General features: G+C 58.7%; 14 protein-coding genes. 6 read left to right on the forward strand and 8 right to left on the reverse strand.

All coding sequences use genetic code 11. The annotated features are described in order from the left end of the window. From ACW9H9_RS27460 to ACW9H9_RS27470, 3 genes are all read left to right on the forward strand, one after another. Window positions 1-480 (forward strand): Tn3 family transposase (locus ACW9H9_RS27460; protein WP_457346499.1); only part of this gene is annotated, 480 nt, incomplete at its 5' end. 524 nt (window positions 481-1,004) lie between these two features. Next, complete coding sequence (locus ACW9H9_RS27465; protein WP_457346500.1) at window positions 1,005-1,601, forward strand: replication/maintenance protein RepL; 597 nt, start codon at window positions 1,005-1,007, stop codon at window positions 1,599-1,601. After that, window positions 1,594-1,875 (forward strand): hypothetical protein, encoded by a 282-nt coding sequence (locus tag ACW9H9_RS27470; protein WP_457346501.1) that lies wholly within the window; start codon window positions 1,594-1,596, stop codon window positions 1,873-1,875. Before ACW9H9_RS27465 ends, ACW9H9_RS27470 begins: the two co-directional genes overlap by 8 nt. Here the strand turns inward: ACW9H9_RS27470 and ACW9H9_RS27475 are convergent. The 3 genes from ACW9H9_RS27475 to mobQ all read right to left on the reverse strand — a co-directional run bounded on the left by ACW9H9_RS27475 (window position 1,850) and on the right by mobQ (window position 5,395). Beyond that, window positions 1,850-3,337, reverse strand: a complete 1,488-nt coding sequence (locus tag ACW9H9_RS27475) for a SulP family inorganic anion transporter (protein ID WP_457346502.1) — start codon at window positions 3,335-3,337, stop codon at window positions 1,850-1,852. The two genes, ACW9H9_RS27470 and ACW9H9_RS27475, sit on opposite strands and share 26 nt — an antisense overlap. A gap of 312 nt (window positions 3,338-3,649) precedes the next feature. Continuing rightward, window positions 3,650-4,276 carry a hypothetical protein gene (locus ACW9H9_RS27480; protein ID WP_457346503.1) on the reverse strand — a complete coding sequence of 209 codons (627 nt, stop codon included), beginning with the start codon at window positions 4,274-4,276 and terminating at the stop codon, window positions 3,650-3,652. A gap of 9 nt (window positions 4,277-4,285) precedes the next feature. Further along, window positions 4,286-5,395: a MobQ family relaxase gene (mobQ, locus tag ACW9H9_RS27485; protein WP_457346504.1), complete on the reverse strand. Its 1,110-nt coding sequence runs from the start codon at window positions 5,393-5,395 to the stop codon at window positions 4,286-4,288. 156 nt (window positions 5,396-5,551) lie between these two features. Here mobQ and ACW9H9_RS27490 point away from each other — a divergent pair, with 156 nt between their 5' ends. Then, window positions 5,552-5,833, forward strand: coding sequence for a hypothetical protein (locus ACW9H9_RS27490; RefSeq protein WP_457346505.1), 282 nt, complete (start codon window positions 5,552-5,554; stop codon window positions 5,831-5,833). Window positions 5,834-5,902: 69 nt separating this feature from the next. Here the strand turns inward: ACW9H9_RS27490 and ACW9H9_RS27495 are convergent, their stop codons facing one another. The 5 genes from ACW9H9_RS27495 to ACW9H9_RS27515 form a co-directional block, all read right to left on the reverse strand. Further along, window positions 5,903-6,157 (reverse strand): hypothetical protein, encoded by a 255-nt coding sequence (locus tag ACW9H9_RS27495; protein WP_425312399.1) that lies wholly within the window; start codon window positions 6,155-6,157, stop codon window positions 5,903-5,905. Window positions 6,158-6,259: 102 nt separating this feature from the next. Next, window positions 6,260-6,586 carry a hypothetical protein gene (locus ACW9H9_RS27500; protein WP_000091614.1) on the reverse strand — a complete coding sequence of 109 codons (327 nt, stop codon included), beginning with the start codon at window positions 6,584-6,586 and terminating at the stop codon, window positions 6,260-6,262. 23 nt (window positions 6,587-6,609) lie between these two features. Beyond that, a complete protein-coding gene (locus tag ACW9H9_RS27505; protein ID WP_000741275.1) occupies window positions 6,610-6,945 on the reverse strand; it encodes a hypothetical protein in 336 nt (111 codons plus the stop codon). A gap of 14 nt (window positions 6,946-6,959) precedes the next feature. Next, on the reverse strand, window positions 6,960-7,295 hold the full coding sequence (locus ACW9H9_RS27510; protein ID WP_001172026.1) for a helix-turn-helix domain-containing protein: 336 nt from the start codon (window positions 7,293-7,295) through the stop codon (window positions 6,960-6,962). After that, a complete protein-coding gene (locus ACW9H9_RS27515; protein ID WP_003151133.1) occupies window positions 7,276-7,653 on the reverse strand; it encodes a type II toxin-antitoxin system RelE/ParE family toxin in 378 nt (125 codons plus the stop codon). Before ACW9H9_RS27515 ends, ACW9H9_RS27510 begins: the two co-directional genes overlap by 20 nt. Before the next feature lie 191 nt (window positions 7,654-7,844). Here ACW9H9_RS27515 and ACW9H9_RS27520 point away from each other — a divergent pair, with 191 nt between their 5' ends. Both ACW9H9_RS27520 and ACW9H9_RS27525 read left to right on the forward strand, forming a co-directional pair. Next, the gene (locus ACW9H9_RS27520) at window positions 7,845-8,447 is read left to right on the forward strand and encodes a recombinase family protein (protein ID WP_010465829.1); all 603 of its coding nucleotides are present in this window, start codon (window positions 7,845-7,847) and stop codon (window positions 8,445-8,447) included. Continuing rightward, window positions 8,431-11,035: Tn3 family transposase (locus ACW9H9_RS27525; protein WP_457346506.1), on the forward strand; the 2,605-nt coding region annotated here is incomplete at its 3' end. The genes ACW9H9_RS27520 and ACW9H9_RS27525, both read left to right, overlap by 17 nt.

Below are 11,035 nucleotides of genomic sequence, written 5' to 3' on the forward strand. Positions count from 1 at the left end.
CAGGGCACGCTGATCCGCAAGCTGTGCACCTATACGGCGCCGAACCCGACGCGGCGCGCAATCTTCGAGTTCGACAAGCTCATCCGCAGTATCTACACACTGCGCTACCTGCGCGACCCGCAACTGGAGCGTAATGTTCACCGCTCGCAGAACCGCATTGAGTCCTATCACCAGCTACGCTCGACCATCGCCCAAGTCGGTGGGAAGAAGGAATTGACCGGCCGCACCGACATCGAAATCGAGATCAGCAACCAGTGCGCCAGGCTGATCGGCAACGCGATCATCTTCTACAACTCGGCGATCCTGTCCCTGCTGCTGACGAAGTACGAGGCAGCTGGCAATGCCAAGGCGCTGGCGTTGATCACGCAGATGTCGCCAGCGGCCTGGCGGCACATCCTGCTGAACGGGCATTACACCTTCCAGACTGACGGCAAGTTCATCGACCTGGATGCGCTCGTGGCGGGACTGGAGCTGGGCTGACGGAAATTTCTGGGATTCCGGCGTACAACCCCAAACACGGTGCTGGCCAACCCCATCCCTGATTACCCGCAAGCGTAGCGCGCAGGCCGAAGGCGCGGCGTGAAGGAGCGAAGCAGCCGCACTCGGACCTACATCCTTGCGCGGATTTGGACGGCGCACAGCGACTGGAAGGCCGCTGATCTCAACTAAGATCGCGGTGCCTGAACGACCGTCCTAACGCGCTTCGCTTGTTGGGCGTCCCCCAGCACAGCGCCCGCTTCGCGGTCACTGCACTGGTGCCCACCTTGAGCTAGCTACACAGCCTGTTTGTCTGAGCTCTGGAAGCAAGATCAAAGGCCCAGATCAAGGGCCAGATCAAACGCGTAGTAACAGAGTGAGAAGCAAACACCTGTTTCGACCATATGCCACGGGAAAACCCGAGACAAACTCAGGACCTCCCGAGACAAACTCAGGACATTACCGGACAGAAATATATTGTTTTTTGTCTTTTGATGGCATAGCGTGTGTCTTTCCAAAGGACAAAAATGGCCTCCGATATGTCTGTGACGATCAACCTCCGCAAGCTTGAATACAGCCCTTTGGCGAACCCTCTTCTGGAACCTACTGAGGTGACAGTGAAGAAGCGGTATGTGAAGACAGGTACATCGGAAGAGCTGGTTAGCACGCGCACAGGAGAAGTCCGCCAGACAGCCGCTATCTACACCGTAGACGAGCGTGATGACGCCTCTTTCGTGAAGGTATTTGCCGCTGGTGTTGCCGCTGCATTCGACCTTGGCCGTACCGCATCGCGGGTGTTTCAGTTGGTTCTGCAGGAATACGAACGAGCCCCCATGCGGCAGGGATTTGCCGAAAGCATTGAGCTCGCGTGGTTCAACGATGGCCTGTCTGGTCGGTCCGTGGATATGAGCGAAAAAACATTCCAAAGGGGCCTCAAAGAGCTTCTGGCTAAGCAGTTTCTAGCCCCCCGCTCTCCCTCTACCTTCTGGGTCAATCCGGCACTTTTTTTTAAGGGCGACCGGGTAAAGTTCATCACCGAGTACCGTAGAAAAGGCTCTCAGGGATCTTCCACCAAGCCAGCCGTCACAGTGGCGACAGCCGCAGAGGTAGAGGGAAATGAGTGACACAGCCAAATGGGCTAACTATGACGTGGCCCGCAGCCGCCTGTTGATACGGATCGGCGAGCTGGATCACTTGCTTGACCAGGAACAATCCGCAGCGGCCCCCGACGCCACGAAAATTGTTGCCCTAGAAAACGAGCTGGACGCACTGATTGACCTGTCCGACATGCTCAGCGCTGATGACATTGAGCTGACCAGCAGGATCTCTGCTCCGGACTGGACGGGCCAGCTGGAGCAGGATTTACCAGTCCTTAGTGGTCCATCAGTCGGTCAATAGCGTCAGGTTTGTCATGCACGCCAAAGCGATCAACGATGGTCGTACTGGCTTCATTCATGCCCAATACATTGACCATGGCCCCTTCCTTGCGGAATTTGATAACCACTTTGTCCAGAGCTGCCACCGCAGTAATGTCCCAAAAGTGGGCTTTGCTGAGGTCAATCGTGACGGTTTTTAGGGCCTCTTTGAAGTTAAAAGATGAGGTGAATTTTTCAGCCGAGCTGAAAAAAACCTGCCCTGTCACCCTGTAATAGCGGTGGCCAACTTCTGCATCGAGAGTTGATTCGATGTCCATGTAGTGGCCAATTTTGTTGGCAAAAAACATCGCTGCGAGCAGTACGCCTGCCAACACACCAAAGGCCAGGTTATGGGTCGCAACCACTACCACCACCGTGACAATCATCACGATATTGGTGGAGAGCGGGTATTCCTTCAGGTTACGGAAAGAAGCCCAATTGAAGGTCCCAATGGACACCATAATCATCACCGCAACGAGCGCGGCCATTGGAATACGTGACAACCAGTCACCCAAAAAGACCACCATAACCAGCAACAGAAGGCCCGCGCAAAGAGTCGACAGCCGGGTCCGACCACCCGATTTCACGTTGATTATCGACTGACCAATCATCGCGCATCCGGCCATGCCGCCCAGCAAGCCCGAAGCGATGTTTGCCACCCCTTGGCCTTTGCATTCGCGGTTTTTATCGCTGGTGGTATCGGTGAAATCGTCCACGATAGTGGCCGTCATCATCGATTCGAGAAGTCCTACCACTGCCAGCGCTGCCGAATACGGGAAGATAATTCGCAGGGTTTCAAAATTCAGCGGCACTTCTGGCCAGAGAAAAATGGGCAGGGTGTCCGGCAATTGCCCCATATCTCCAACAGTGCGCACGTCCAGGTTCAAATAGATGGCAATTGCCGTCAGTACCAGGATGCAGACCAAGGGCGAAGGGATGATTTTTCCGACCTTCGGCACGTAGGGGAACAGATAGATGATCCCCAGGCCCGCCGCCGTCAACGCATATACATGCCACGTCACATTAGTGAGTTCGGGAAGCTGGGCCATGAAAATCAATATGGCCAACGCATTCACAAACCCTGTCACAACCGAACGTGACACGAAGCGCATGAGCGAACCCAGTTTGAGGAAGCCCGCCAGTATCTGTAACACCCCACATAGGAGTGTTGCGGCCAACAAATATTGGAGCCCATGGTCCTTCACCAAGGTGACCATTAGGAGGGCCATTGCCCCCGTGGCGGCGGAAATCATGCCTGGGCGGCCGCCGACAAAAGCAATGACCGCGCAGATACAGAACGAAGCGTAGAGGCCAACTTTTGGATCAACCCCTGCGATGATCGAAAACGCGATGGCCTCTGGTATCAGGGCAAGAGCCACGACGATACCGGCCAGCACGTCTCCACGGATGTTGGAGAACCAGGTTTGCTTGAGTGATTGAAGCATCAGAATATCCAAAGCAATGCACAGCACGGCACGCCGCATAAGCGGCAAGCAGAGCGATGCGAATTCAAATTGTCAGGATTGAGTTGCTGCGTGCTTTAGGCGTTAGAACCGGGCAGACAGCGGTGCGCCGCTGCGCGCGAACGAGCAGAGCGAGGTAAAGCGAGGGGGGCGTAGCGCTAAGGCGGCGTAGGCTGCCAGAAGATCGTTTGGAGCACAGTCATTCGATTTTTCCTGCTGCTCAAAGAAAGATTGCAGGCGAAGTCTACAGCAGGTGGAAGGCTCCCCCAAACGCATTGGCCATCATTCGCAGGGTTAGTAGCCTTGCAGAATCATGAATTGTCCCTCAGCTCCCCACCCTCCGGTGCTTTTGTTGGCTTTGACGTTGATTTTGGCGCAGAGCCTATTGTCCGGGCCGCACTGAGTGAGTTGTACCTTGCCCCCTCTCGCTTCCAGCGCGGCAACATTGGCCCGCAGATCAGCGATTTCGTTAGGAGAGGGCACCAGAAGCATCGACAACCCCACGACAGTCGCCAGCATTGCGCAGCCCATGGCGGCGCAAATTGCAGTCCATTTCCAGCTAAGCGAGCTGGACGCTTGATGAAGGTTCTCTTCCGCCTGTTCAGCACGCGCTGTAACGCCCTGTAAGGCTTTTACAGCCGGATTTACTGAATCCCCAAGAGCTGAACGAGTTTGCTGCTGGACGCTCTCCAGCGCGGTCTGAACGGCCTTCTCGACCGCAATTCGCGTAGATTTCTCGATGATGAGCGCCGAGGCATGACCAGCTTTGTTCATCTCATCCACGGCGCTGCGCGCTTTCGCGATGGTTTGGGTCAGCTCGGCCTGCTGAGCCTCCAACCGTTTCAGGACCAATGTCGCGGCTTGCTGCTGCTCTTGGGCCACGGCCATCAAGCCAAACAGCTCCTGTTCACTCACGCTCATTTATCCCCCTTACATCCCAAAATCAGGGCCGCTACGGCCTTTGGATGGCCCGTCATTGCGGCTCAACTGGTCATTTTCGATCTGTTTCAAGGCCGCTCTGGCCTTCTCTTGCCGTTCGAGTGCTGCGCGCTCCTGGGCAACTCTGTGCAACTCGTTGGCCATGCGCTCGCGCTCCGCATCGACACGGGCGTTGAAGTCTTGGTTTTGCTGGAAGCGGGCCTTGAAAGCGGCCATGCCATCGGCGGCGGTACCGGCCACTTTTTCGCGGGCATCGCGCAGGGCACGGGCTTTTTCAAAGTCGATGATCTGCGCCGATACCGCCCCCAATTCGGCACGATCTACCACCAATTGGCGGCTCTGATCATTCGCCGCGGCTCGGTCCAGCGCGCCTAACGGCGCACGGCCAGCCCGGGCCGATTCGCGCCGGATCTGCGTGACCTTCGGGCCTTCGTGAATCGTCGCCGGCCGATCCAGCTGGGCTGCTCGATCCATATCGCCGGCATTGAGCGCTGCGGCGCGCTGCTCGATCAGCGAGCGCCGATCCACTCGGCCCTCTGCCCCGGCGCGCTCTAGCGAGCGGTTGGTCTGGGCCTCGATCATGGCCCGTATCCATTCCACCTCTTCCGGGCCGCGCTTCACATCGTCCAGTTCGCGGGTCTTCTCGCCCAACTGGCCGGACGCATCAAGGCGGCGGGTCGTCATGAGGATATGAACGTGATGATTCCGGTTGTCGCCCTCCTGATCGGGATGGTGGACGGCCAACGTGCCCGCAGTGCCGTAGCGATCGGCCAGGTCCTGGGCAATCGACTTGGCCAGCTCACGGCGTTGCACCTGGTCAAGTTCGTGCGGCAGCGCAACCAGCACTTCGCGGGCCACTCGGGCGTTCTTTCGAACCTCGGCGGCCTCGGCCTTGTTCCACAGTTCGGCACTGCCCTGCACGGCATGGCCGTGCGGGGCAAAAGCCTCGACATGATCCACGCCGGAACGGCGGGTGTAGTCGTGGATTTCGCCGGTGCGTTCATCCGTAATCCGTTCAGCATTCCGATACGCGGCAGCGGCAGTAGCGGAACGGCCACTGCTACGGCTGACGGGTTTTACGGAAGCGGAATAAAGGGCCACGGTTTGCCTTGCTCTGTTTTTGATTTGTCGGCTTGCCGACCGCCTGCAAACGTAGTTTGCGTAAGTGCGCCCTTCTCTTCTTTCAGGGTGGAACTGTGCACGCCAATACTCTAGCGTAGAATGATAGAAACAAACACCTCAAGAGGCAGCAAACGAATGGCCGATTTAGACGATCTGAAACGAAAGCGTGACCAACTCACAGCCAAGATTCAGCAGGCAGAGGCGCGACAACGAGCCACAGCCAAAAAGGCAGATGATCGGGTCAAGGTTTTGGTAGGTGCTGCGGTTTTACATCAACAGACTCAATCCACTGAAAAGCACGCGGCCCTGCTGGCATTGCTTGATGGATTTTTGACCCGTCCTGCTGAGCGATTGGCAGTACTGGGAGAGGACGGGACAGGCTCAGAGGCTTTCAAGCGCCTGATAGAGCCCCAGTGACCTCTCGCGCCTGTTTCCTGGGAGAAACAGGGGTTGTAAGCCGGAAACCCAGAAATTTCCGTCAGCCGATCAACATGGCTTGTCTCGCGCTTGGTCGATGAGTTCCTGCATCGCCCGCATGACTTCTTCGTGGGTGTACGACTTGGCGTTGGGGTCGTCGGCCTCTCGGAGAGCTTCCTCGACCTCGCGGGTCATCCGCGCATATTCTTCCGGCCACAGCGCTTGCTCCATGCGCAGCGACGCCTGCCCAAGCAGGTGCAGCAGGCCGAACAGCCGCATGTCATTGGTGGCGACGACGTGCTCTCGAATCCGCTCCTGGATCACCTCGCAGGCCCGATGCGCCTCTGGCGTCGCCGTGCCCTCGTAGCCGGCTGGGAGTTCTGCTTCTTCAGCGATTCGCGCCCAAGCGATAGCCGGTGGACAGGTTCATTTGCTCATCCACTTGCGCAGCAGACGCTTTTTCAGGGAGGCGCGCTCTTGCGGATTGCGTCCCTTGTGGTTGGCAATGCGATCCGCCGTGGCGGCCTGGCGCTTGATGGGCCAGTAGGAGCGGCCATCCTTACCCATCGACCAGACGTTGCTGACCTGGTTTTCCAGTAGAGGCAGATGGGCGCATAGAGCTTCCGGCGACGCGCTGGCCAGCGCGGTGCGCTCGTGAGTTCGCCAGCGCTGATGCCAGAGTTTCTTGTCCTCGCGCTCGCTACGGCAGGTCGTGTGCCCAACGATGGGCGTTTTGCGGCGGCTGCGGCTCATGATGTGGTTGTCTCCAAGAACATTCAGGACAGGCTTTCTGGGTAGAGCGCCGTCAACCGGGACAGGGTTTCTTGCACTTGTTCCAGCGAGGTCATCAGATGATCAACCTGATCCTGAAGATCCACGGCGAGATCAAATAGCTCAGCCACTCGGCTGCGTGATCCCTCGTTGAACGCGGCCATTGCCAGTTGATGCAGCTTCAACAGGTCGGTGCGCAGTTGCGGAGGTGCGCCGTCTGCGCTGTCATTCAAATCGCCGCGCAGCACGTCCACGGCATCGACTGCACGCAGCAGTGCCGTGGTATCGAAATTCTCGGGAGTCAGTTCGTCCCATTCGTCGTCGGTGATGCGGGCTGCCATCAGGAGGGCTCCGATTAAGCGGTTGCGAGCGTTAGATGCCCGATCGGCTCGGCTGCTGGCCGTACCTTGATTTCGATGTCGTAGCCGAGGCGATTCAGACAATCCATCAGCTTGCGTTCGGATAGATTGGTGAAGTCGCCGCGCATCATGCCCGACACCTTCGGTTGCGGGATGCCCATGCGTTTGGCCGCCGCTTGTTGAGTCAGCCCAAGGGCGCGCATGGCCCTCCTGATCTCGACCACCAGGCCGGTCTTGATCTTGAGCTTTTCAGCGTCAGGCAGTCCAAGGTCGGCAAAGACGTTGCCCGAGCTGCGCTGAACCTCGACGCCTTCAATGATTCGTTTTTGCATTTCGTAGCTCCTGTGCCAATACCTCGGCCACCTTCAGCCGAGCGCGGATGATGTCCATGTCGGCCTTTGGCGTGGCGATTCCGCTCTTGCTCTTCTTCTGGAAGCAGTGCAGGACGAACACCGCTTCCGCAAACTTGACCGTGTATACCGCTCGATAGGTGCCGCCGGCATCGTCTTCGACGACCTCCAGCACGCCGGCACCACCGAACCCCTTGAGCACCTTTGCTGCGTCATCCTGATCGCCTATCTGCGCCAACGAGAGCGCGTAACCGAAACGGCGACGCACGTCGGACGGCAACGCCATCAAATCCTTGTGGCTGCTCGCGATCCATTCGAGCGGTTTTTCTTTGTTTGTCATGACGGAATTTTATACCTGTTCAGGTAATGATGTAAACGCGGCAACCTCAAGGAGGTGTCGTAAAACATTTGTTTTGCGACAGGCTGTCAGCCGCCGCTGTGCTACCTGTGCAACACCCCCTCAAAAATGTACGGAAAACTCTATCGCTATTCACTATTATGCGGAAACCTGTTTTTGATGGTTATCCGCCTATGTTGGTTGGCTACATGCGCGTGTCGTCGGACTCCGACCGCCAGAGCACGGACTTGCAGCGCGACGCGCTGCTCGCCGCCGGCGTCGATCCGCGTCACCTGTTTGAGGATCGTGCCTCTGGCGCGAAGGATGACCGTGCCGGCTTGGCGCGGGCGCTTGAGTTCGTTCGAGCCGGCGATGTGCTGGTGGTGTGGAAACTCGACCGGCTCGGTCGCTCGCTGTCGCACCTGCTCGCCATTGTGACTTCGCTCAAGGACAAGCGGGTGGCGTTCCGCTCGCTGACAGAGAACCTGGACACTACGACGCCCTCGGGCGAATTCCTGTTCCAGGTGTTCGGTGCGCTCGCGCAGTACGAGCGCGCCTTGATTCAGGAGCGCGTCGTCGCGGGCTTGGCCGCCGCACGCAAACGCGGCCGGATCGGCGGCCGGCCGCAGGCGATCACTGGTGAGAAGCTGGACGCCATCGTCGCCGCGCTCGATGGCGGCATGTCTAAGGCGGCGGTGTGCCGCAACTTCAATGTCAAGCGCACTACGTTGATCGAAACATTGACGCGAGCAGGTTGGCGTGGTGCGGGAAGGACGGTCGATGAGCAACAAGAATAAGCTACTCACCGTCTTTTCTGACGCAGAGCAGGAAGCCTTGTACGGCCTACCGGACTTCGACGATGCTCAGCGGCTGGAATACCTGGCGTTGACCGAATCTGAACTGGCGTTCGCCAGCAGCCGGCCTAGCCTGCAGGCCCAAGTCTATTGCGTCTTGCAGATCGGCTACTTCAAGGCCAAGCATGCTTTCTTCCGCTTCGATTGGCATGAGGTCGAGGACGATTGCGCCTTCGTGCTGAGTCGCTATTTCCACGGCGAAGCGTTCGAACGCAAGGCGATCACCAAGCATGAGCACTACAGCCAGAGGGGTCAGATCGCCGAACTGTTCGGCTACCGGTCGTGGGCGGCTAGCTTCCTGCCGCAACTGGCACAGCAGGCTGAACAGATCGTGCGGCGCGACGTAATGCCAGGATTCGTGGCCGCCGAACTGATCGTTTGGCTCAGCGAGCACAAAATCATCCGGCCCGGCCACACCACCTTACAAGAGCTGGTCAGTGAAGCCCTGTCCACCGAACGCAGGCGCTTGGGCGGCTTGCTGGCAGAAGTGTTGGACGAATCGGCCAAAGCTGCGCTGGGCCAGCTCCTGGTGCGTGACGACACCCTGTCTCAACTGGCAGCGCTCAAGCAGGACGCTAAAGATTTCGGCTGGCGTCAGATGGCAGGGGAGCGCGAGAAGCGCGCCACGCTGAAGTCCTTGCACGGGATCGCCAAGGCGCTGCTGCCCAAGCTCGGCATCTCGCAGCAGAACCTGCTGTACTACGCGAGCCTGGCGAACTTCTATACCGTCCATGACCTGCGCCACCTGAAGGCGGAGCAGACCCGGCTCTACCTGCTGTGCTATGCCTGGGTACGTTACCGGCAGCTCACCGACAACCTGGTCGACGCGATGGCCTTCCACATGAAAAAACTTGAGGACGAGAGCCGCACGGGTGCGAAACAGTCCTTTGTCGCCGAACAGCTGCGACGCCATCAGGAAACGCCGCAGGTTGGCCGCCTGCTGTCGCTGTACGTGGACGACAGCGTGGCCGATCCGACGCCGTTCGGCGAGGTGCGCCAACGCGCCTACAAAATCATGTCCAGGGAATTGCTGCAAAACACGGCGCAGCGCATGAGCGTCAAGCCACTGAACAAACTGGCGCTGCACTGGCAGGCGGTGGACGGCCTGGCCGAACGCATTCGACGCCATCTACGGCCGCTGTACGTCGCGCTCGACTTCGCCGGCACGGCCCCCGATAACCCATGGCTCGCGGCGCTGACTTGGGCCAAGAGCGTGTTCGCCAAGCAGCAGCGCCTATCACAACGGCCACTCGACGAATGTCCGGCGGCAACGCTGCCGAAACGCTTGCGTCCGTACCTGCTGATGTTCGATGCCGAAGGCACGCCGACAGGCCTGCATGCCGATCGTTACGAATTCTGGCTTTACCGTCAGGTCAGGAAACGCTTCCAGGCGGGCGAGCTCTACATTGACGACAGCTTGCAGCACCGGCATTTGTCCGACGAGTTGGTTTCGATGGACGAGAAAGCCGCCGTGCTCGCGCAGATGGACATCCCCTTCCTGCGGCAGCCGGTCAGTGCCCAGCTCGATGCACTGGCGGCCGAGTTGCGTGCGCAATGGGTGGCGTTCAATCGCGAGCTGAAACAGGGCAAGCTGACGCACCTGGAATACGACAAGGACACGCAGAGACTGACCTGGCGCAAGCCCAAGGGGGAGAACCAGAAGGCGCGCGAGCAAGCTCTCTACGAGCAACTGCCATACTGCGATGTCGCCGACGTGTTTCGCTTCGTCAACGGCCAGTGCCAGTTCCTGTCGGCGCTGACACCATTGCAGCCACGCTATGCGAAGAAGGTAGCCGACGCCGACAGTCTGATGGCGGTGATCATTGCCCAAGCCATGAACCACGGCAACCAGGTTATGGCACGTACCAGCGACATCCCGTACCACGTCCTGGAGAGTACCTACCAGCAGTACCTGCGCCAGGCGACGCTACATGTGGCCAACGATTGCATCAGCAACGCCATCGCCGCACTGCCGATCTTCCCGCATTACTCGTTCGACCTCGATTCGTTGTACGGTGCCGTTGATGGGCAGAAATTCGGCGTCGAGCGACCAACTGTGAAGGCGCGCTACTCGCGCAAATATTTCGGCCGCGGCAAGGGCGTCGTCGCCTACACGCTGCTGTGCAATCACGTGCCGTTGAACGGCTACCTGATAGGCGCACACGAGTACGAGGCTCACCACGTGTTCGACATCTGGTACCGCAACACGTCGGACATCGTGCCGAGCGCGATCACCGGCGACATGCACAGCATCAACAAGGCCAACTTCGCCATCCTGCACTGGTTCGGACTTCGTTTCGAGCCGCGCTTCACCGACCTCGACGACCAGTTGCAGGAGCTGTATTGCGCCGATGATCTGGCATTGTACGAGAAATGCCTGATCCGGCCGGCTGGCCAGATCGACCGGCAACTCATCGTCGGTGAGAAGGCGAACATCGACCGAATCGTCGCCACACTGGGCCTGAAGGAAATGACGCAGGGCACGCTGATCCGCAAGCTGTGCACCTATACGGCGCCGAACCCGACGCGGC

It is taken from the genome of Pseudomonas sp. SDO5215_S409 (assembly GCF_054071325.1).

What these genes read in the sequence shown, in the direction of transcription:
- ACW9H9_RS27465 (WP_457346500.1), top strand. Translation starts at nt 1,005, where the DNA reads ATGGCCTCCGATATGTCTGTGACGATCAACCTCCGCAAGCTTGAATAC.
- ACW9H9_RS27470 (WP_457346501.1), top strand. Translation starts at nt 1,594, where the DNA reads ATGAGTGACACAGCCAAATGGGCTAACTATGACGTGGCCCGCAGCCGC.
- ACW9H9_RS27475 (WP_457346502.1), bottom strand. Translation starts at nt 3,337, where the DNA reads ATGCTTCAATCACTCAAGCAAACCTGGTTCTCCAACATCCGTGGAGAC.
- ACW9H9_RS27480 (WP_457346503.1), bottom strand. Translation starts at nt 4,276, where the DNA reads ATGAGCGTGAGTGAACAGGAGCTGTTTGGCTTGATGGCCGTGGCCCAA.
- ACW9H9_RS27490 (WP_457346505.1), top strand. Translation starts at nt 5,552, where the DNA reads ATGGCCGATTTAGACGATCTGAAACGAAAGCGTGACCAACTCACAGCC.
- ACW9H9_RS27500 (WP_000091614.1), bottom strand. Translation starts at nt 6,586, where the DNA reads ATGAGCCGCAGCCGCCGCAAAACGCCCATCGTTGGGCACACGACCTGC.
- ACW9H9_RS27505 (WP_000741275.1), bottom strand. Translation starts at nt 6,945, where the DNA reads ATGGCAGCCCGCATCACCGACGACGAATGGGACGAACTGACTCCCGAG.
- ACW9H9_RS27510 (WP_001172026.1), bottom strand. Translation starts at nt 7,295, where the DNA reads ATGCAAAAACGAATCATTGAAGGCGTCGAGGTTCAGCGCAGCTCGGGC.
- ACW9H9_RS27515 (WP_003151133.1), bottom strand. Translation starts at nt 7,653, where the DNA reads ATGACAAACAAAGAAAAACCGCTCGAATGGATCGCGAGCAGCCACAAG.
- ACW9H9_RS27520 (WP_010465829.1), top strand. Translation starts at nt 7,845, where the DNA reads ATGTTGGTTGGCTACATGCGCGTGTCGTCGGACTCCGACCGCCAGAGC.